The sequence below is a fragment of the Pontibacillus chungwhensis genome (assembly GCF_030166655.1).
GTDB lineage: Bacteria > Bacillota > Bacilli > Bacillales > BH030062 > Pontibacillus.
In genome coordinates, this window is sequence record NZ_CP126446.1 from 1,361,764 (window position 1) to 1,383,205 (window position 21,442).

14 protein-coding genes are annotated in these 21,442 nt (G+C 45.5%); 9 read left to right on the plus strand and 5 right to left on the minus strand.

The window, feature by feature from the left end; genetic code table 11:
• Window positions 1-57: 57 nt before the first annotated feature.
• Both QNI29_RS07110 and QNI29_RS07115 read right to left on the minus strand, forming a co-directional pair.
• Complete coding sequence (locus QNI29_RS07110) at window positions 58-1,254, minus strand: Ger(x)C family spore germination protein (protein ID WP_231415688.1); 1,197 nt, start codon at window positions 1,252-1,254, stop codon at window positions 58-60.
• On the minus strand, window positions 1,251-2,846 hold the full coding sequence (locus QNI29_RS07115) for a spore germination protein (RefSeq protein ID WP_231415689.1): 1,596 nt from the start codon (window positions 2,844-2,846) through the stop codon (window positions 1,251-1,253). The genes QNI29_RS07110 and QNI29_RS07115 overlap by 4 nt, the downstream gene beginning before the upstream one ends.
• Window positions 2,847-3,437: 591 nt before the next feature.
• Here QNI29_RS07115 and QNI29_RS07120 point away from each other — a divergent pair.
• The 3 genes from QNI29_RS07120 (at window position 3,438) to QNI29_RS07130 (ending at window position 8,007) form a co-directional block, all read left to right on the plus strand.
• Window positions 3,438-3,977: a DinB family protein gene (locus QNI29_RS07120; RefSeq protein WP_231415690.1), complete on the plus strand. Its 540-nt coding sequence runs from the start codon at window positions 3,438-3,440 to the stop codon at window positions 3,975-3,977.
• Window positions 3,978-4,142: 165 nt separating this feature from the next.
• Window positions 4,143-4,715: a TetR/AcrR family transcriptional regulator gene (locus QNI29_RS07125; protein WP_231415691.1), complete on the plus strand. Its 573-nt coding sequence runs from the start codon at window positions 4,143-4,145 to the stop codon at window positions 4,713-4,715.
• A gap of 121 nt (window positions 4,716-4,836) precedes the next feature.
• Complete coding sequence (locus QNI29_RS07130; protein ID WP_231415692.1) at window positions 4,837-8,007, plus strand: bifunctional cytochrome P450/NADPH--P450 reductase; 3,171 nt, start codon at window positions 4,837-4,839, stop codon at window positions 8,005-8,007.
• 1,060 nt (window positions 8,008-9,067) lie between these two features.
• Here QNI29_RS07130 and guaC read toward each other — a convergent pair.
• Both guaC and QNI29_RS07140 read right to left on the minus strand, forming a co-directional pair.
• Complete coding sequence (guaC, locus tag QNI29_RS07135; protein ID WP_231415693.1) at window positions 9,068-10,051, minus strand: GMP reductase; 984 nt, start codon at window positions 10,049-10,051, stop codon at window positions 9,068-9,070.
• Between the two features lie 171 nt (window positions 10,052-10,222).
• Window positions 10,223-10,486 carry a DNA alkylation repair protein gene (locus tag QNI29_RS07140; RefSeq protein WP_231415694.1) on the minus strand — a complete coding sequence of 88 codons (264 nt, stop codon included), beginning with the start codon at window positions 10,484-10,486 and terminating at the stop codon, window positions 10,223-10,225.
• A gap of 467 nt (window positions 10,487-10,953) precedes the next feature.
• Here QNI29_RS07140 and QNI29_RS07145 point away from each other — a divergent pair, with 467 nt between their 5' ends.
• Together QNI29_RS07145 and QNI29_RS07150 are read left to right on the plus strand one after the other, a co-directional pair.
• A complete protein-coding gene (locus tag QNI29_RS07145) occupies window positions 10,954-13,512 on the plus strand; it encodes a glycoside hydrolase family 68 protein (protein ID WP_231415695.1) in 2,559 nt (852 codons plus the stop codon).
• A 103-nt stretch (window positions 13,513-13,615) separates the two neighbouring features.
• Entirely contained in the window at window positions 13,616-15,190 is a 1,575-nt protein-coding gene (locus tag QNI29_RS07150) for a glycoside hydrolase family 32 protein (RefSeq protein ID WP_231415696.1), read from the plus strand.
• A 334-nt stretch (window positions 15,191-15,524) separates the two neighbouring features.
• Here QNI29_RS07150 and QNI29_RS07155 read toward each other — a convergent pair whose 3' ends face one another.
• Window positions 15,525-16,310, minus strand: coding sequence for a serine hydrolase (locus QNI29_RS07155; RefSeq protein ID WP_284526934.1), 786 nt, complete (start codon window positions 16,308-16,310; stop codon window positions 15,525-15,527).
• 392 nt (window positions 16,311-16,702) lie between these two features.
• Here QNI29_RS07155 and QNI29_RS07160 point away from each other — a divergent pair, with 392 nt between their 5' ends.
• From QNI29_RS07160 to QNI29_RS07175, 4 genes are all read left to right on the plus strand, one after another.
• Entirely contained in the window at window positions 16,703-17,713 is a 1,011-nt protein-coding gene (locus QNI29_RS07160; RefSeq protein WP_231415698.1) for a LacI family DNA-binding transcriptional regulator, read from the plus strand.
• A 46-nt stretch (window positions 17,714-17,759) separates the two neighbouring features.
• Window positions 17,760-19,115 (plus strand): ABC transporter substrate-binding protein, encoded by a 1,356-nt coding sequence (locus tag QNI29_RS07165; protein WP_231415699.1) that lies wholly within the window; start codon window positions 17,760-17,762, stop codon window positions 19,113-19,115.
• A 132-nt stretch (window positions 19,116-19,247) separates the two neighbouring features.
• Window positions 19,248-20,594, plus strand: coding sequence for an ABC transporter permease subunit (locus QNI29_RS07170; protein WP_231415700.1), 1,347 nt, complete (start codon window positions 19,248-19,250; stop codon window positions 20,592-20,594).
• Window positions 20,595-20,606: 12 nt separating this feature from the next.
• The gene (locus QNI29_RS07175; protein ID WP_231415701.1) at window positions 20,607-21,434 is read left to right on the plus strand and encodes a carbohydrate ABC transporter permease; all 828 of its coding nucleotides are present in this window, start codon (window positions 20,607-20,609) and stop codon (window positions 21,432-21,434) included.
• Window positions 21,435-21,442 lie beyond the last annotated feature (8 nt).

Below are 21,442 nucleotides of genomic sequence, written 5' to 3' on the forward strand. Positions count from 1 at the left end.
TTTGATCTGGACCCAGCTAATGATGAGAATTAGCAGATAGAGTAGAAACCACATAGTCTATTTCTCCTTATCCAGTTTATAAGGGTTTGAGATGGTTCCGGTTCGGTTAATTTCAACAGTGGCATCTACCGAAATATCGACCTCAGGAAAAGTGCTGTCCCATTCTTGTTTGACAGTTTTCCAATAGGCAGGGTCTTTTCGGTGGAGTAGATCACCAAAACCGAAGATATCACTCTGGTAATCCTCTTGAACATCTTTAACGGTTTCGTTAAGTAGAATGGTGAGCTGTTTGCTAAAGCTTTGCTCTAGTTCTTTAATGGCATCTACTTTCATCAGGTCCACTTCGCATTCAACATCTGCAATATTCCCTTCCACCATTACCTTCACATTAAAGTGAGGTTCGCCGTTTTGAATCGACACTGTTTTGTCGCTTTTGGCTTTCATGACCTCTAACGTAATGCTTCCATCATCTTTGCATGTGAAATATTCAGCGGTATTCCTCACATTGCCTTGTATATAGTTAAAGCCTTTACTCTGAGCCTGATCCATCCACCCAATTAATCGATCCCCTTTGAAAACACCAACGGAGTCGACGCGTACATCTGTTGGAGCGCCCACGTCTTCTACATTTTCAAGCCTGCTTCCTTTTTCTAAGTCTCCTACGTTGTACACTCCGCTTAACACGGGTTCTTGTCCATCGCTGAGGATCTGTGTAATGAGTTGCTGAATTTTAACAACGATCGAAGGGGCCCAGTAATCCCTAGATGTTTGCATGGAAAAATACATTTTACTTGCTGGGATTTTCTCCATTGGGGTTAAGATTGTGAGCAGGTCATGAGCTTCCATTCCTTTTGCCACAGCCATGTGAAAATCTGTCCGAAGCTCGTGGTCCCTGGTAAGGAAATCAAGGGTTTCGCTAATCCCTGAGCGGGCCAGCTCCTCCCCGAAGACAACTTTCCTGATATGAGATAAATACACTTTCCGGGGAGCTTTGTCTGTTAAGCCCCTCAAAGCTTCAAACATGGAGCGTCCTTCGCTCGTATAGGTGGTCACAGCGGTTCGTGTGGAAATGGTCTTAGCCGCTACTTCAGCTGGGTTAATGATTTGGACTGTGAACTTGTAGCCATTTTCTGTTTTATCAAGACCCAAGCCGGTCGCAATGGCGAGTTCGTCCAGTTCGCGTTTACTCCAGCACCCCGTTAAACTCGTGAGTAAAAAGAGTAGCGTAATGCATAAAAGAAGTCGTTTCTTCATGATGAATCACCCTTTTTTGGTGGTCGTGATGTAGGACTTGGCTTGTGCATGTTTTCTCGATTTATATTCTTTTGGTTAATTAAACGCTGGCGTGACAGTAGCCCCCAGCGCGGGAATCTGAGTATCGTGTCCTTTTGGTCGCTTGTGATATAAGGTGCGATTGGACTTAAATACGGAACACCAAAAGAACGTAGACTTGCCAGGTGTAAAGCGAGTGCAATCAGTCCTAGTAAAATGCCGAATAATCCAAAGGTTGCCGCTAAGAACATAAATAGAAAGCGCAGCATGCGGATTGAGATCGCGAAATTAAAGCTTGGCGATACGAAACTTGAAATCGCGGTCAGACTCACAACGATAATCATCGCGCTTGAGACAAGACCGGCTTCTACAGCCGCCTGCCCTAAAACAAGGGCCCCGACAATTGAGATCGCAGAACCAACTGCTTTAGGGAGTCTGACCCCAGCCTCACGTAGGATCTCGAACGTTACTTCCATAATAAGAGCCTCGACTAACGCAGGGAATGGAACGCCTTCTCGCTGTGAAGATAAGTTGATTAAGAGAGACGTAGGAATCATTTCCTGATGATAGGTCGTGAGTGCGACGTATACAGAAGGAGTGAGCAAAGCAAGAAAGAACGACAAGAAGCGGATCATACGGACGAGTGTCGAGAAGTCTGATCGCTGGTAATAGTCTTCTGGTGACTGGAAGAACTGCATAAAGAGGGCAGGGACCAGTAAGACAAAAGGTGAACCGTCCACGATAATCGCGATGCGTCCTTCTAACAATCCGGCAGCGATACTGTCAGGCCGTTCCGAGTTATAAACCGTGGGAAACGGTGTATACGTTTCATCTTGTATCAGTTCTTCTATATATCCGCTATCTAAAATGGAGTCAATGTCGATCTGGTTTAAGCGTTTATGGACCTCTTTTACGACTTTATCGTTCGCTATGCCGTTCATATAAGCGACGGCTACATCGGTTTTCGTCTTCTTACCAATGGATTGTGTGGAAATCCAAAGGTTAGGGTCTTTAATTTTACGTCGGAGTAGAGCTGTGTTTGTTCTTAAGGTTTCTGTAAAACCGTCTTTAGGCCCTCGAACAACGGCTTGAGTACTCGGCTCTTCCACGCCTCGGTCTTGCCAGCCACGAGTACTAACACAAAGAGCTTTCGTTTCACCTTCTAAGAAAATCACCGTATCCCCTGAAAGGACGTGAAGGAGTATATCGTCTAACGTATCAAGCTCATCCATCTCTCCAGCAGTTAAGACATGATCCCGTATGGTGTAATACATGCCTTTCTCTGAAGCTTGCTGGCTTAATCTCGTTTGACGAATATCAGACATCAACGTTTCAAGGAGTGATTCATGGACTGTATGTTCATTCACAAGACCATCTGTATACACGACCGCTATTTTCACGGTACGCTTTTCTCCGATCTTGAACTTACGTATCACAATGTCCGTACTCTCTCCTAAGGAATGCTTAATAAACGTGAGGTTCTTAGGAAGATCAGGATCGATCGGTGTTGGATACTCTTCTTCCGTCTGCTGACTATTCTCTTTTTTCGTAAATAAACGAAATAACTTTTTCATAACCATCCCTCATAAAAAGCCGACGTATCAATCACTTTCCTGTAGTAAAGTATAGAAGCGTGTCAGACACCATGTGGTGCTTTAAAAGGTTAAAGGGTGTCAGACACGCTTTAGTCTGTTGAAGTGCGTGTGGAATCTCCCAAGGCGCTTGCGCTTTTCTTGATCTAGCTCCGGCGGCCATCCCCTTGAGCTTAAGTCAACCCTCTACGTGGCAAAGTCGCCACTTCGAGGTTTGTCTTAAGCTTGACGGGGATAAACGGCCGCTTGCGCTTTTCATGTCTAGCTCCAGCGCCCAGATTCTCGCGACATAAGTCAGACCACTCTGTGGCAAAGACCGCCACGCCGTGTTCTGTCTTATGCGTGTCGAATCTCCCGGGGCGCTTGCGCTTTTCTTGATCTAGCTCCGGCGGCCATCCCCTTGAGCTTAAGTCAACCCTCTACGTGGCAAAGTCGCCACTTCGAGGTTTGTCTTAAGCTTGACGGGGATAAACGGGCCGCCTGCGCTTTTCTTACTAGCTTCTACATTGTTTGGTAATTCATACACATTTAGGTGGGATTGTCTTAAGTTCGAGATAGTGGGTGGGTTTTTGCGTGATTGAGGGATGGGTATGTGGTACAGTGAGAGGGAAAAGAGGAAAGGATGATTGGATGTACGGTTTAGAAGAGAAACGTCAGCAAGTGTTGGATTATTTAAATAGCCTATCAGATGAACAAGCTTCTAAGAAACCAGATGAAGATACATGGTCTGTACTCGAAGTCGCGGAGCACCTTTATTTAATGGAAGGGTTTATCATCCAGAAGATCGATAAAACCATCCGTGGTGGGGAGCGTGTAGAGACGTCAAAGAAACCGATTCATCATACACCTGATCGTTCACACAAGGTCGATGCCCCAGAAGGCTTAAAGCCAAAGGGAGACTTCAAATCGATTCAGGATGCTCTTGAAGGTTTGAAGCGCTCTAGAGAAGCGACGTTGTTCCTTCTTCATAACAAAGACGAAGAAACGCTTCAAAGCTATTCGTTCCCACATCCCGTATTCGGTGAAATGTCACTGGATCAGTGGGCTGAGTTTATCGGTTGGCATGAGCTTCGCCACCTTGAACAAATGAAAGAAGTAGCAGAAACCAACTAATTAGGAAAAACCCGGGGCTATTAGTCCCGGGTTTACTAGTGCTATAGGTGGATTTTATAGCCTGTTGCCCCACAATAAATTGACGATGAAACCTCACTATTTTTATACTTAGCATAGAGGGGAATGAATGTTCATTCCGCTCCGGATGTAATGGAGGGTACCTTGATGGAAACAGCGACGAATAAACGAAAAGATATTTTAGAAGCGGGGCTTATGCTTTTTGCCGAGCGTGGCTATGATGCAACGACCATTCCTATGATTGCCTCAAAAGCAAACGTAGGAGCGGGAACGATTTACCGTTATTTTGTTAACAAAGAAACGTTAATGAACCAGTTATTCAGGGAATATGTAACCCTGTTCCTTGAAACATTGCGAACCGGTTACCCGAATGAGGGTACATGTAGACAACAGTTCAGCCATATATTTAACAGTATGGTTCGTTTCACACTCGATAACGAGCATGCTCTTTACTTTATTAAGACCCACAATCGTCCTCGTGTATTAGACGAAGAAAGTGTGGCTTTATATCAAGAGCTGCTGGACTTTACTCGTGACTATTTTGAAGCCGGGAAAAAGACTGGAGAGATCCGAAAGATGCCAGCAAATGCGCTGATTGCGATTGTTTTCGGTGCCTTTATTCAACTTCATCAACTTGTAAGAGAAGGTGCGGTGGATGAAACCCCACAGTTGTTACGAGACTATGAAGAAAGTTGCTGGGATGCAGTTAGAGCTCACTAAAAGCTCTATATTGCATTATGGTATAAGCGGAATGAATATTCATTCCGGTCAGAACAACAAGCCCCCATACATCTCTTCCGCCGCGTTTCCTATTACATTATACAAAAAGGAATGATCGAGTATGGCAAATGCTAGACAGATTCCATCCCCGAAGACGTATGGTCCGCTCGGGAGTCTACCTCTAATTGATAAAGATAAAATGATGCAATCCTTAATGAAATTAGCCGATGAATACGGCCCGATTTTTCAATTTCAGTTTCCGGGTCGACTTAGTACGATTATTTCAAACCATGAACTCATTAAAGAAGTAAGCGATGAGTCACGTTTTGATAAAACGGTAGGGCCTGCTTTACAAAATGTAAAAGCTTTTGGCGGGGACGGATTATTCACAAGTGAAACGTCAGAGCCAAACTGGAAGAAAGCCCACAACATCCTACTCCCAAGCTTCAGCCAGCAGGCGATGAAAGGGTACCATGACAAAATGGCCGATATCGCTGTTCAGCTTGTGCAGAAATGGTCCCGTCTGAACGACCAGGAAAGCATTCACGTAACCGACGATATGACACGTCTCACGCTTGATACGATCGGGCTATGCGGCTTTAACTATCGTTTTAATAGTTTCTACCGCGAAGAACTGCACCCGTTTGTTCAGAATATGGTTCGTGGACTAGATGAAGCGATGAGTCAGCTGCAGCGTCTTGGCCTGCAAGATAAATTAATGCTGAAGAAGAAACGTCAGTTCCAGCAAGACATACAAGGCATGTTCACTCTTGTGGACCAGCTCATTCAAGACCGTAAAGACCAGGGAGACCAGGGGGAAGATGACCTTCTTTCTCATATGCTAAAAGGTCATGATCCTGAAACAGGTGAGAAATTAAGTGATGAAAACATTCGCTTCCAGATCATCACGTTCTTAATCGCCGGACACGAAACAACAAGTGGCCTGCTTTCGTTTGCGCTACATTATCTGATGAAGAATCCAGAGGTGTTAGAGAAAGCCTACGCGGAAGTGGACGAAGTGCTAGGCGACAGCGGCGTCCCTACTTATAAACAAACGAAACAGCTAAAATACGTGCGCATGATCTTAAATGAAGCCTTGCGCCTATGGCCAACAGCGCCTGCCTTTGGTCTTCATGCAAAAGAAGATACCGTCATCGGAGGAGATATTCCGATCGAGCAAGGCGAAACGGTTATGGTCTTGCTGCCGCAATTACACCGTGATAAATCCGTATGGGGAGACGATGTCGAAGCGTTCAAGCCAGAGCGTTTTGAAGATATGAAATCCATCCCACAGCACGCCTTTAAACCATTCGGCAATGGACAGCGTGCGTGTATCGGCCAGCAATTTGCGATGCACGAAGCAACGCTTGTGTTAGGCATGCTGTTGCAAAACTTCAAGTTTATTGATCACACAAACTACCAATTAGATGTAAAAGAAACACTAACGCTAAAACCAGAAGGCCTCACGATGCAAGTGAAGCCCCGTCGCGCTCAGATGGCTTTTCAAATGACGGCTCCTAAGAAAGAGGAGGACCAAAAAGAAAGCAAAAAAGAAGCATCCGTTCCTAAACACGGCACGCCTCTACTTCTTTTATATGGTTCAAACCTCGGAACAGCTAAAGGCGTAGCCCGTGAACTTGCTGAGATTGGCGAGGCAAAAGGGTTCAGTGCGCACATTGCTTCCCTTGATGAGTATGCAGGCCTGATGCCGCTTGAGGGAGCGGTTGTCATTGTCTCCGCATCCTATAACGGAAATCCACCTGATAATGCTCACGAATTTGTGGCTTGGCTTGATGCAGCAGGTGAGAATGAGTTAACAGGCGTTCAGTATTCTGTATTCGGCTGCGGCGACCGCAACTGGGCCAATACCTATCAAAGCGTTCCGAAGTGGATTGACGAAGAAATGGCGAAAAAAGGTGCCACTCCTTTTGCTGAACGTGGAGAAGGCGACGCGAGCGACGACTTTGAAGGCCAATATGAAACATGGGAAGAAGGACTCTGGAGTAAACTCGCTGAAACGTTCGACCTGAACCTTGAGGGAGATACTGGACAAACCGCTAATGCGCTGACGGTTGAATTTGTAGACGGTGTAACAAGTACACCCCTTGCGAAGGATCATAAAGCCTTCACAGCGCGTGTTGCTGAGAGTGCTGAACTGCAAGGGCAAACAAGTGAACGAAGCACCCGTCATTTAGATATCACACTGCCATCAGGTGTTTCCTATAAAGAAGGAGATCACTTAGGCATTATTCCACAAAATAACCAGGACCTTGTCGACCGCGTCCTGCGCCGTTTCTCATTAGACGGCGAACGCTTTATGGTGTTAAGCGGAAGCAGCGGCAAAACGGCTCACCTTCCACTTGACCATCCGGTGAGCATTAAAGATTTAATGACCCATTATGTAGAACTTCAAGAACCTGCAACACGAGCTCAAATTCGTGAACTCGCAGCAAACACAACTTGCCCGCCTCACAAAGTAGAGCTTGAAGATCTTTTACAAGATGAGGTTTACAAAACGGAAGTGCTAGGCAAACGCACAACCATGCTTCAGCTGCTTGAGAAATACATGGCATGTGAGCTTCCATTTGATCGCTTCGTTGCCCTATTGCCACCACTAAAAGCTCGCTATTATTCCATCTCGAGCTCACCGAGTGTGCAAGAAGGAAAACCAAGCATTACAGTCAGTATCGTTCGCGGACCATCCTGGAGCGGTGACGGAGAGTATAAAGGAGTAGCGAGTAACTATCTTGCATCCTTAGAACCTGGAGATGAGGTCGCATGTTTCATTAACACACCTCAATCGAACTTCCAGCTTCCTGAATCCAGCGAAACGCCGATGATTCTGATTGGCCCAGGAACAGGAGTGGCTCCGTATCGCGGCTTCTTGCAAGCGCGTCAAGCACTGCGTGAAGCAGGCCACGAACTAGGCGAAGCCCATCTTTACTTCGGCTGCCGCCATCCTGAACAGGATTACCTTTACCAGGAAGAGTTCGAATCCTTCCAGGAAAACGGACTCGTCAAGCTGCACACGGCTTTCTCCCGTTTAGAAGGCGCGGAGAAAACTTATGTGCAAGACTTACTGCGCGAAGATGCCGAACAAGTGATGGGTCTATTAAACAAAGGCGCCCGCTTGTACGTATGCGGCGACGGCAGCCAAATGGCCCCGGCCGTCGAAGAAGTATTAATGGAAAGCTACGAAAAAATTCAATCTGCCACACGAGAAGAAGCAGCCGAGTGGTTAGATGGTTTACAGCAAAAAGGCATTTATGCAAAAGATGTTTGGGCTGGGTAATGATTATGATGATGAAAAGCGGAACCTATGGGGTTCCGCTTTTTTTGTCTGGTTGTAGAGATGGTGGGGAGCGCGGTGCGGCGGAGTGTAGAAAGCGGGTTTGCAGTGTTGAATGGAGGTGCGGTCTGTAGAAAGCCACCCTCCACTGTCTAAAGCCAGAGCGCACTGAAGAAAGAGAGAAGAGCAATGAAGAAAGATTACCGAGCAGTAAAGAAAGAGCCTCTGCTGTGTCTAAAGCAGGATCGGAATGTTGAAACGGGCGGCGGAGTGAAGAAAGATGGATTACATTGTTGAAAGCTAGGTCGGTCTGTAGAAAGGTTTGTGAGCAGTGAAGAAAGGTTGGTGTGCAGTGTAGATAAAGGGTTTGGAATGTAGATAGACGGGTTTGACTGTAGAAAGAAAGGGTTGAGTGAAGAAAGCGGGGTCGGACTGCCGAAAGCCGCCCTCCACTGTCTAAAGCCAGAGCGCACTGTCTAAAGCGGATAGAGCAATGAAGAAAGATTACCGAGCAGTGAAGAAAGAGCCTCCGCAGTGTCTAAAGTAAGATCGGAATGTGCAAACAGGCGGCGGAGTGAAGAAAGATAGATTACATTGTTGAAAGCCAAACCGTTCTGTCGAAAAGAGCAGCGCAGTGTAGAAAGCGGATAGAGCTATGAAGAAAGGTTACCGAGCAGTGAAGAAAGGTTGGTGTGCAGTGTAGAAAAGAGGTTTGGAATGTATATAGAAGGGTTTGACTGTAGAAAGAGAGGGTTGAGTGTTAAAAGGCGGATGGCACTGAAGAAAGCCGCCCTCCACTGTCTAAAGCCAGAACGCACTGTCGAAAGCAAATAGAGCAATGAAGAAAGATTACCGAGCAGTGAAGAAAGAGCCTCCGCAGTGTCTAAAGTAGGATCGGAATGTGCAAACAGGCGGCGGAGTGAAGAAAGCTAGATTAGATTGTTGAAAACCAAACCGTTCTGTCGAAAGAGAGTGCGCACTGAAGAAAGCCGCCCCTCCCCACCCACGCACATAACCTCTCCCAAACAAAAAAACGAGCCCCAAAGGGCTCGTTTTCACAAGATTAATAGACTTTATCTCCATTAAAGATCGAGTTCTTCACAACAACATAGTCTACGTGCTTAATGGCATCAAGGTCCGTGCCGCCTGCGTAGGAGATGGCGGATTGGAGGTCTTGTTGCATTTCGGTAAGGGTGTCCTCAAGGGAGCCTTTGTGTTCAACGAACATTTTCTTGCCCTCGACGTTTTTCTTTTCGCCTTTTTGGAACTCAGAGGCAGAGCCGAAGTATTCTTTATAAAGCTTTCCTTCGCGTTCGACTGTTTCGCCAGGGGACTCTTCGTGGCCGGCGAATAGGGAACCGATCATAACCATTGTTGCTCCGAAGCGGACGGATTTTGCGATGTCTCCGTGGGTGCGGATGCCGCCGTCAGCAATGATAGGTTTTGAAGCGGCTTTTGCACACCAGCGAAGGGCCGCTAGCTGCCAGCCTCCTGTGCCGAAGCCGGTTTTGATTTTGGTGATACATACTTTCCCCGGGCCGATGCCGACCTTGGTTGCGTCAGCGCCTGCGTTTTCTAACTCGCGTACGGCTTCTGGTGTTCCGACGTTTCCTGCGATGACGAATGTGGAAGGAAGGTGATTTTTGATATGTTGGATCATTTGGATTACGGCGTTGGAATGGCCGTGGGCAATGTCGATTGTGATGTAATCGGGAACAATGCCTTCAGCTGCAAGCTCCTCAATAAATCCGTATTCTTCTTCCTTCACGCCAACACTAATCGAAGAGATTAGTCCGCGTGTTTTCATATCCTGGATGAAGGCACGGCGCGTAGCTGGTTCGAAGCGGTGCATCACGTAGAAGTACCCTTTTTCTGCTAAGAAGGTTGCGATTGTTTCATCTATGATCGTCTGCATGTTGGCAGGAACGACTGGTAATTCAAATGTATGGTTGCCTAACGTTACTTTTGTATCACATTCAGAGCGGCTGTTTACGACACATTTAGCCGGGATTAGTTGAACATCTTCATAATCAAATACATTTTCCATTGTATACACTCCCAAAAACCGAACATTAAAATTCGGTTAAACATTATCGTTCGTACAATATGTAATATAACGCATTTTCTAAAGTTTGTCAAAGACATTACTCATTAAAAGTTCGGAAATAAAGAGAAAAAGGAGAACCTGAAGCTTGTATATGCCTCGGTTCTCCTTTATTTACGAACTTTTATTGTATTCTGCTCGTTTAATAAACGATATTTCTTCCTCGATTACACCACAGGCTGCACATTGTACACGGTACTGAGCTCCGCGGTAAGGCATGTGCATGGGCTGATTGGAGAGATCTTCGTATTCTTCGACGATTTCACCCGTTTGGGGATTCTTCTTCACAGGGGTTACGACCTGTTCAATTAGATTGAAGCGTGTTTTGTTTGTTTTGCAACTCGGACAAAGATAAGGAGAAGCTTGTTCGGTTGTCATGACTAAAAACCTCCTTAAAGGATTTTTTATAGTATGTACATCTTGGCAATTCTTACTCTTTTGAGGAGGTTATGGGCATAAAGATCAGTGATTTTGTAGGTATATGGTTATATGGAATCCTTTCCACAACCTAAAATTCTCCATTTAAGTGGATTGATTTCCTTTTGTAAGCGCATAGAAAAATTTTCTAATGAAAACCGCCTTTTGGACCCTTTGACGATAGGTAAGGGTGCTCACTGGAAAGGTAGGTTAGTCTAGTCCATTTGTATTTATTTTTCTTGAAAAGGGCAATCGGTTGCGCTTATTTTTAGTACCGTTTACATTGACGGTCTTATCAGTCGATTAAGCCATTAGAACCAATTCTTGTAAGGCTTCTTGCTTCTTTTAAAAAGCTTTGACGAGTGGGGTTTTCGTAGCATACCGTTAAGACGCACCGCAAAAACAACCAAAAAACGGAGGGATTCATCTTGAGTAAAAAGAAATCGACTTTTACAAGACTGGCGTTGACAACTGCCCTTATTAGTAGTTTATTTGCCACTTCACCTATGCAGTCTGTAAAAGCAGAAACCACATCAAACACGGTCACTGCAGAATGGACGCGTCAGATGGCGCAGAATTTTGAGCGTACGAGCGAGAACACAGCTCCAGAAATCGACGCTGACTTTAAAGTAGTTGCCGAGGACTTATGGATCTGGGACACGTGGCCTTTACGAAACCGTGATGGATCTTTAGCAGAGATTAATGGTTACAAAGTTCAATTCGCACTAACAGCTTCAAAGGATTACACGTGGGGTGGACGTCACGACCACGCGGTTATCCGTTATTTCATCTCTGAAGATGGAGAGAACTGGGAAGTCGGCGGCGTAGCGTATGACCCAGAGAAAGCATACGGTTCTCGTCAGTGGGCTGGTTCTGCGATGATGGACGATTCCGGTAAAGTCACATTATTTTACACAGCTTCAGGTCGTAAGGAAAACGAAACAGCTCAGAACCACTTTGAACAGCGATTAGCGAAAACAGAGCTTTACATGTTTGAAGACAACGGGGAGTTCTCAGTAGAAAACACTGGAGAACACCAAATCCTGGCTGAAGCAGATGGTACATATTACGAAACGCAAGATCAGAAGACAGGAAGTATTATTTATTCTTTCCGTGACCCATGGTTCTTCCAGGACCCGGCTACTGGTGAAGAGTACATTCTTTTCGAAGGAAATACAGCTGGGTACGAAAAATCATTAGACCCAAGTAACATTGGAGATGAGGAGTTCCGTGCTACACATGACGTTCCTGAAGGGTCTGAAGACTTTAATGGAAACATCGGGATTGCAAAAGCGACGGATAAAAGTTTAGATAACTTCGAACTTCTTCCGCCACTACTTGAAGCAGACGGTGTGAACCAACAGTTAGAGCGACCGCATATTGTCGTGAAAGATGGAAACTATCATTTATTTACGATCAGTCACCAGTTCACGTTTGCTCCAGGTCTTGATGATGGGATTGACGGATTGTATGGTTTCGTGAACGATTCCCTTCGCGGCGACTACAAACCAATGAACGACAACGGCCTTGTAGTAGCGAACCCTGAAAGTGATCCATTCCAGACTTATTCTTGGGCGGTCCTTCCGAACGAGAACGTGATCAGCTTCATTAACGAATTTACGGATAACGGAGAAGCGATTAAAGGTGGTCAGTTCGCACCGACTCTTGAGATCAACCTTGATGGTGAGAACTCTGAAATCACAGGCGTTCTTAATGAGGGTGAAATTGAGTATCCAGAAACAGAAGAGGACACAACACCTGCTTGGAGTGCTGACGCTCTAGAAGAATACAAACTTACAGAAGAGACTACAGCGCCGAATTTTGATGTAAAAGAATTAGATCAGATGACTGAAGACTACCATGTATGGGATACGTGGCCTTTACGTAACAAGGACGGTTCAATTGCAAAAGTAAAAGGACAATACGTTCTATTCTCTCTGACGGCTCCATCAGACGTACTACCAGGGAAGCGTCATGACATTGCAGAAATTCGCTATTTCACGTCTAAAGACGGTCAGAATTGGGAGCTTGCTGGGGAAGTATTTGAAGGTGACGACGCGCTCGGTTCTCGTCAGTGGGCAGGATCTGCGATGGTTGAGAACAACGAGATTCACATGTTCTACACAGCAACAGGTCGTAAGGGAGAAGAAAACCTTTCTTACGAGCAGCGTTTAGCGACAGCTTCTGCTAAGATGACAGGTCAAAATGGTGTAACGTTCAAAGACTGGTCAGAGCATCAAGTAATTTTAGAGCCAGAAGGTGAGCTGTACCAGACACAAGAGCAGTCTGAAGCAGGCGACATTGCGTACACGTTCCGTGATCCATGGTTCTTCCAAGATCCACAAACAAACGAAGAGTACATCTTGTTTGAAGCGAACACACCAGGTACACCACTTGAGCGTGCTCGTGAAAATCACAAGCCAAATGAATTCGCAACCATTTTTAACGGTTCGATCGGTATTGCAAAAGCGATGAACGATGACTATACGGAGTTTGAAGCACAAGAACCTCTTCTTGAAGCAGAGCGTGTGAACCAGGAGTTAGAGCGCCCGCACATTGTGGTAGAAGATGGCGAGTACTACCTGTTCACGAATACGCATAAGCATAAATTCGGTCCAGGACTTGCTGGTGAGGACGGTCTTTATGGTTTCAACGCAGACTCTCTTAAAGGGGACTATAAGCCTCTAAACGAAAGTGGTCTTGTGATCGCGAACCCTGAAGAAGATCCATTCCAGGCGTATTCTTGGATGGTTATACCGAACATGAACGTATTAAGCTTCGCGAACTTCGATAACTTAAACGGTCTTGAGATTGGCGATCTTGGCGCTCAATCTGAAGAATATCAGTTCAGCCACTTTGGCGGAACATTAGCTCCAACGCTACAGCTTGATGTAGATGGTATGGAGACTTCGATTGAAGGCACACTTGAACAAGGCCAGTTATTCGAATCAAAAAATAACGGGAAAGCAAAAGGGAAAAATAAATAACCTTTTTCCGTTCTTAAAGAATGAGCACGACTGGTACAAGTAGAGAAAGAAACACAGGGGAGCTAGTCTAGTAGGCTAGCTTCCTTTTATAGAGGTGAATGACATGACGAAAATGAAACAATTGCTGATTAGCGGTGTGGTTATTTTGGTGCTAATCGTGGCCGTTTCCATCTGGTACGTCCTGCAAAAAGACGAACCAGATACGATCGAGGAAACGAGTAAGGCAACGAATGCTTCTTATGACGAGCCATGGCGCCCGCAATTTCACTACACACCAGCAGAGAATTGGATGAACGATCCTAATGGAATGGTGTACTATAAAGGAAAGTACCATCTGTTCTATCAGCACAATCCAAAAGGCGACCAGTTTGGTCATATGAGCTGGGGCCATGCGGTAAGTGAGGACCTTGTCCATTGGAAAGAGCTCGACGTAGCCATGACACCAGATGAGAACGGGATGATTTTCTCAGGAAGTGTCGTCGTTGATGATGATAATACGAGCGGTCTTTTCCCAGAGGACGAGGGCGGTCTGATTGCTTATTATACAAATGCGGGTGATGTTCAGGACCAGCGCCTGGCATATAGTACAGACGAAGGGAAGACGTGGACGAAGTATGAGGAAGGGAATCCCGTTGTACCGAATCCAGGGATAAAAGACTTCCGCGACCCCGTCGTAATGTGGCATGAGGAAACAGAGAAGTGGGTGATGCTTCTCGTTGCGGGAGACAAGGTAATGTTTTATGAATCGGAGAATCTTGTGGATTGGTCTTATAGTAGTGAGTTTGGTGCTGAACACGGGGCTCACGGAGGTGTTTGGGAAACGCCTGAACTGTTTGAACTTGCAGTCGATGGTGATTCTGACAATAAGAAATGGGTGCTTCAGGTGGACATGAACCCAGGAAGCATCGCTGGTGGATCTGGAAGCCAGTATTTTATCGGTGATTTCGATGGAAAAGAATTTAAACTGGACCCCGATCAAACCGAGACGAAATGGACCGATTACGGGAAAGACTTTTATGCCACCCAAGCCTTTAACAATATGGACCGTGTCGTTTGGATTGCCTGGATGAGTAATTGGCAGTATGCGGCTGATATCCCGACCTCCCCGTGGCGCGGTGCGATGAGTATTCCTCGTGAAGTGAGTTTGACGACAAACGACAGAGGCGAAATGCTTCTCACCCAGCAGCCTATCGAAGAATTACAGAACCTGCGCGGTGAGAAATTGATGGAGATGGAGAACCGAACGCTTAACGGAACCATGGCGATGCCTGAGTTTGATCAGAGTAGCTATGAAATCGTGGCCACGTTCCGAGTCGATGAGGCGAATGAGTTCGGCTTTAAAGTGGCAGAAGGTGAAGGTGAAGAGACGATCGTCGGCTATGACGACCGGAATAACTACCTCTTCACAGACCGGAACAACTCCGGTAAAACCGATTTCCACCCGGAATTCGGCGGCGTCTACCGCGCCCCGATGGAGGCGATGAATGGGTATACGATTAAGCTTCACATTTATGTCGATGAATCTTCTGTAGAGGTATTCGGAAATAATGGGCAGAAAGTGTTAACCAATCAGATCTTCCCGACTGAAGGTAGCGATGGCCTGTCGATCTATTCTTACGGAGGAACTGTGAAGATTGAGTCTTTAGAGGTTTATGATATGAAATCGATGCATGAATAAGGGAAAGGCCTGGCTGCTTTTATAGTAGCCGGGCTTTTTTTAGGTTTTGGGATGAAGGTGGGGGATGCGAGGTCGAGAAAGTGGCTTTGCGCGGCTAAAAAGAGATACGCGAGGTCGAGAAAACGTTTTGTTACGTCTAGAAAAGAGGAGGGGATGACGAGTAAGCGGATCGCCACGGCTAGAAAGCTAGATAGGACGACGAGAAAAGAGCGCCCACGGCTAAAAAGAAAGAAACGACGTCTAGATTCTTTGTCAGAACGTCTAAATATCAGACGCTACGTCTAAATTCCTGGCCAGGACGTCTAAAACCCCCCTCCCTCATATAAGATGACACCTAATCCTTCGCGATCTCCTCCGCAATCCATTGCCCAACAGAGGCAATCATCTCACGGCCTTCCTGATTTCTACTAAGACCATCCGTTAAAACAGCCGCATAAATGGTTTTACCTCTATATTCAAAAATCCCCGCATCATGTTCAGCACCTTCGAGCTCACCGGTTTTATGATAGGTCATAATCTCTTCAGAAGAAGTAAACGAACCGAGCAGGTCTTTGAACTGCTGGTTTTGTAAGACTTTTTTCATTTTCATTTGATCTTCTTTTATAAAAAGGGGATGGTGTTCATATATCGCCTGCAAACAGGTAACCATATCTCTGGCTGTTGTCCAATTTTCTAAACCGTTTTCAATCGCTTCTGAATCCATAAAGAAACGCTCGATCACCGAATGCTCACAGCCGAGCTGCTTCAATAGGGCATTCACGTTTTCCATACCGACTGCTTCTAATACTAAGTTTGCAGCGGTGTTATCCGATACGATAATCATCAGTTCGATCAGCTGCCGCAGAGTATAGTCTTGTTTCCCGGATAAATAGTGAATCACTCCAGCACCCCCAACGGTTTCAGTGGGATGGATGTTTTGGACGTTATCTAAATTGAGGGTTCCCGCCTGATGCTGACGAAAGGCTTCCATCATGATGGGAACTTTAATGACGCTTGCCGCACGAAGGGATGTGTCTTCATCGCGGGAAAAGAGGGGCGAGTCTCCTGCTGTGATGAGGATCGAGGCAGAAGCGTTTATTTGATGAAGTCTACGTTCCATTCTATCTTGTAAGGTGTTCATTAAGAGAATTCTCCTCTCGCTTCCATCTATACGACTTGGAAGGTATTGGGTACCTATTATCCTATCAAAAGATCGCGCATATACAAGCGAAAGAAACGCGCGTTAGCACACTAAAGGGATGAAGGGTGTCAGACACGCAGCGTCACGCTAATGCACTAAAGGGTGTCTGACACCCGGCACTGTGGTAATGCATTAAAGGTTGTGTCGGAATTTGTCAAAATCCGTCGTACGGTTATGGTTGCGGTGCAGTTTGGGCTGATATATAATCGAGTCAACAAATTGAAAACGGTTTCAAAAGGAGTTGAGTCCGACTCAGTGGTCTTTTGAAACTTTTATTCTATGAAATTTTGAAATCGGTTTCAAAAATCTTTTTCCTCGAAAGGAGGGTGGTTATGGTAACGATTGATGATGTGGCGAAGCGGGCTGGGTTATCGAAATCGACGGTTTCAAGAGTAATCAACGATTATCCCCACGTCTCCATTAAGAAGAAAGAGAAAGTGTTTGAGGCGATGAAGGAGCTTGGGTATGTGCCGAATTCATCTGCGAGGAGTCTTCGGAATAAGAAGACGAAGATGATTGCGGTGCTCGTGCCGCGCATTATGAACCCGTTCTTCGGACAGTTAGCTGAATCAATGGAAATCCAGGCAGCGAAGCATGGCTATCAGCTACTGATCTGCCAGACGATGTACTCAACGGAAACGGAACTCAAGCACCTCGAGCTTTTGAAAATGAGGCAAGTTGATGGGATGATCTTAACGTCGCTCGAGAATGACTGGGATGTTGTGAAAGAATACTTATCCTACGGTCCGATGATTCTCTGTAATGAGTTTGAAGAAGAGGCTACGATTCCGACCGTAAAGTTTGACCAGGTGCACGGAGGCTATGTGGCTACCAAACATTTAATCAGACAAGGACATAAGAAAATCGCTTATTGCACGGGCGGGCAGAAGAGTAACGTAGGTCAGCACCGGAGAAGAGGCTTTGATCTTGCTTTCGAGGAATTCAATCTCAATTTTGATGAGCGATATGGATTCTATGATGCGTTCTCGATTGAAGATGGCATCCGTATTTTCAAACACATTCATCAAATGCCTGATCCACCTACTGCCGTCTTTACGGGAAGTGATGAAGTCGCAGCCGGAATCATTACAGGAGCGAAGGAATACGGGGTGAAGGTTCCTGAATCCCTTGCGGTAATCGGGTTTGATAACCAGGTGATCACGAAGGTGATGGACCCGAAGATCTCAACAGTCGAACAGCCCATCCCTTTTTTAGCGAAACGGGCGGTTGAAGTGATGTTAGACAGGATTCATCACAAAGGGAAAGAGAAGGAAGTCTATGAGTATCCACTAGAGTTAATTATTAGAGAGTCAACAGTCAGTCCAATCCGGGCTGTTGAATAAATCGCTTAAATGAAAGCGTGTTCAAAAATAAGGGGAGGTCTTTTTAATGAAAATGAAGCACTGGTTGTTGTCGCTTATGTTGGTGTTGGTGTTTGTATTTGCCCTTGCAGCTTGTAGCGGAGATGATGATACAACATCGTCTACGGATAACGAAGATGATTCTACAACGGAAGAAACAGATACATCATCAGATAATGGCGGAGAAGAAGCTGAAGGATCTGATGAAGTGGTCAAACTTGTTTATGCACGTGGGCAAGACTCCACAGAAGGCACGGCTAAGATTGTAGAAGCTTTCAATGAAGAGCATCCGAACATTCAGGTTGAATTTCGTGAAATGCCTTCTGACTCAGGTCAACAGCATGACCAATATGTAACGATGCTAAACGCTGAGTCCTCTGAAATTGATGTGATGGACTTAGACGTAATCTGGCCGGCTGAGTTTGCTCAAGCTGGTTACGTATTACCGCTTGATCGTTTCCTTCAAAAAGACGGCATCAACACAGATGACTACAACCAGGGAGCCCTTTCTGCTGCTACCTTCAACGGAAAACAGTGGGCTATGCCGAAGTTTATTGATACAGGACTATTATTCTATCGAACGGATATTATCTCAGAAGACCAAGTTCCACAGACTTGGGATGAGCTGATTGCCTCTGCTAAAGAAAATAAAGGCGCAGAAGGTACTGAATTTGGTTACTTAATGCAAGCAAAACAGTACGAAGGATTAGTTACGAACGCCATTGAATACATCGCTTCTTACGGTGGTGCCATTCTGAACGAAGATGGAGAGGTCGTTGTAAACAGCCCGGAAACAGTCAAAGGGATCTCCAAAATGGTTGAAGTCGCAACATCTGATTTCGTACCTGGTAACATTACAACCTTTACGGAAGTGGAATCGCACACAGCCTTTATCGAAGGACAGTCTCCATTCATTCGTAACTGGCCTTACCAGTGGAACCTAGCAAATGACGAGAACGAATCAAATATCGTTGGAAACATTGGTGTTGCACCACTTCCAGCAGGTGACGCAGGTTCTGCAGCAGCCCTTGGTGGTTGGATGACAGCGATTAACAAATACTCTGAGCATCCACAGGAAGCATGGGAGTTCGTTAAATTCATGACAGGCCCAGAAGGTCAGAAGATCTCTGCGATTCACGGTGGCTTAGCGCCAACGCTTCCGGCCCTATTTGAAGACGAAGAAATTCTTGAAGCGAACCCATTCTTTAAACAAGAAGGTTTCCAAGAAGGGCTTGAAGCAGCTGTTTCACGTCCTGTAGCGCCAAACTATCCAGAAGTTTCAGAGATTATTCAAATCAACATCTCAAAAGCGATCGCTGGTGAGATGACTCCAGAAGAAGCAGCCGCGAAGATGGAGGAAGAGTTACAAAAAGTTATGCAGTAAGTCCATTCAGAGAGTAAGGTGAGGGCGACTCATCCTTCCAACTTTATAAATGACATCCGTTTATATTGTCGGGGGGAGGAGTGCCCTTTTCTACTCTTTTGACCCTTTAGGGGAATAAAGGAGGAGGTTGTCGTGTCGACTCGGCTGAAAAGTTCCAAGCAGGACGTCACCACGAAGGTAAATGATGCAAAGAAGAAAGAGAGAAGGACAGGTTTTCTTTTAGTTGCTCCATCGTTAATCCTCATCTTAATTATTGCAATTTGGCCTGTTTTGCAATCTTTTTATTTTAGTTTATTTGATTACAGGTTAAATGAACCAACGAAGTCTAGCATTCATTTGGATTATACCCTGGATCTCGAGCGGTACTTAAACAATCAGCCGTTCTTAGTCACGGCGCTCGATCAAGAGATCGATGATGCCCCGCCAGATGTTCAAGATCAGCTCCAGGAAATCAAAGGTGAACTGACAGAGTTTGATGAGAAGTTAAAAGCCCAGGACGGAGTGGCGGGTCCTTATGAAGAGGTGGATGAACTTCTGTTCAACTTTGAAGTTCCTAGTGAGGATCTGAAGTTTGTTGAAATCGATCGATCATTTGGTCAAGAGTTTGATGAAGAGTTCGCTTCGATTAATAAAGAACTGAATACGCTCCAGGATGAAGGCGTTCTTGAGCAAGGTGAGAAGCTCACCGGTCTTTCGAATGCCTTACTGAAAACAGTGGTGGAGTCGAATTTTATCGGACTTGAACACTATAAAAATAGTTTAACCGAAAAGCGGATGTGGGTTTCTCTAATGAATACAGGGATTTTCACCGTGATCTCTGTAGGGCTTGAGCTTGTCTTTGGTATGGCCATCGCGCTTCTTATTAATAAAGCGTTCTTCGGGCGCGGGATGGTACGGGCAGCGATTTTGATTCCTTGGGCCATTCCAACAGCGGTCTCCGCTAAGATGTGGAGCTTCTTATATGATGGTCAAAACGGGATCATCGCTAAATTCTTCTCGGAGATCGGAATTATTGATCATATGAGTACGCTTCTTACAACGCCGGTTGGCTCCATGGCCGCGGTTATATTAACAGACGTATGGAAGACAACGCCGTATATGGCCCTTCTTTTACTAGCCGGGCTTCAAACGATTCCGAGCTCTTTGTATGAGGCGTCCTCGATTGACGGGGCGAGTAAGTGGAAGCAATTTACGCAAATTACTCTTCCACTCCTAAAATCAAGTCTTCTTGTCGCATTGCTGTTCCGTACGCTCGATGCCTTCCGTGTCTTTGACTTAATTTTCGTTTTAACAGGCGGAGGACCAGCGAACGCAACGGAAACGATCTCGCTCTTCTCGTATAAAGTCATGTTCGGTCAGACGAACTTTGGAGAAGGGTCGGCACTTGCGGTCATTGTGTTTGTGTGTGTAGCGATTATCTCGATGATCTACATTAAATTCTTAGGCTCAGACTTACTTGGAGACGGAGCGAAAAAATAAGGAGTGATCAGGATGCAGAAAAAAGCAGGGGTAGGCTTCTACCTATTCTTAGCGATATTTATTTTCATCATCATGTTCCCGTTTCTGTGGATCTTATTGAGCTCCGTCAAACCGGTAGCTGAATTGTTTGGTGATGAAGCATTTAATTGGTTTACAAACAATCCGACAGTAGAGAATTATGTATCAGTCTTTGTGAATTATCCGTTCTTGAATTACTTGTGGAACAGTACGGTCGTCGCAACGATTACAACAGTTTATACCGTTTTCGTAGCCGCTTTTGCAGCGTATGCGATTGCCCGTCTTGAATTTCCGGGTAAAACGGTCATCTTAGGTCTTGTGCTATCGGTGTCGATGTTCCCGCAGATTGCTACGATTTCGCCGATTTATATTTTTATGAAGAACTTGGGTTTAACGAATAGTTACCTCGGGTTAATTATTCCATATACCACCTTTGCATTACCTTTATCGATCTGGTTGCTCGTTACGTTTTTCCGTAAGATCCCGTTCGATTTAGAAGAGTCCGCCAAGATGGACGGAGCTTCTATGATGCAGACGTATTTCAGAATCATTTTGCCACTGGCTGTACCAGGGATTTTTACAACAGCGATCCTGGTGTTTATTGCAGCGTGGAATGAGTTTCTATTTGCTTTAACGATTAATACAGCGGAAAGTCACAAGACGGTTCCGGTCGGAATTGGAATGTTCCAGGGTCAGTACACGATTCCTTGGGGAGAAGTAACAGCGGCAACGGTTATTGTAACTGTTCCACTCGTTATAATGGTGCTCGTATTCCAACGCCGCATTGTTTCTGGTCTGACTTCAGGTGCTGTAAAAGAATAAATGAGGGG

Coding starts and splice junctions, on each gene's coding strand:
- QNI29_RS07160 (WP_231415698.1), top strand. CDS start 16,703: ATGGTAACGATTGATGATGTGGCGAAGCGGGCTGGGTTATCGAAATCG.
- QNI29_RS07115 (WP_231415689.1), bottom strand. CDS start 2,846: ATGAAAAAGTTATTTCGTTTATTTACGAAAAAAGAGAATAGTCAGCAG.
- QNI29_RS07140 (WP_231415694.1), bottom strand. CDS start 10,486: ATGACAACCGAACAAGCTTCTCCTTATCTTTGTCCGAGTTGCAAAACA.
- guaC (WP_231415693.1), bottom strand. CDS start 10,051: ATGGAAAATGTATTTGATTATGAAGATGTTCAACTAATCCCGGCTAAA.
- QNI29_RS07165 (WP_231415699.1), top strand. CDS start 17,760: ATGAAAATGAAGCACTGGTTGTTGTCGCTTATGTTGGTGTTGGTGTTT.
- QNI29_RS07150 (WP_231415696.1), top strand. CDS start 13,616: ATGACGAAAATGAAACAATTGCTGATTAGCGGTGTGGTTATTTTGGTG.
- QNI29_RS07130 (WP_231415692.1), top strand. CDS start 4,837: ATGGCAAATGCTAGACAGATTCCATCCCCGAAGACGTATGGTCCGCTC.
- QNI29_RS07175 (WP_231415701.1), top strand. CDS start 20,607: ATGCAGAAAAAAGCAGGGGTAGGCTTCTACCTATTCTTAGCGATATTT.
- QNI29_RS07125 (WP_231415691.1), top strand. CDS start 4,143: ATGGAAACAGCGACGAATAAACGAAAAGATATTTTAGAAGCGGGGCTT.
- QNI29_RS07110 (WP_231415688.1), bottom strand. CDS start 1,254: ATGAAGAAACGACTTCTTTTATGCATTACGCTACTCTTTTTACTCACG.
- QNI29_RS07155 (WP_284526934.1), bottom strand. CDS start 16,310: ATGAACACCTTACAAGATAGAATGGAACGTAGACTTCATCAAATAAAC.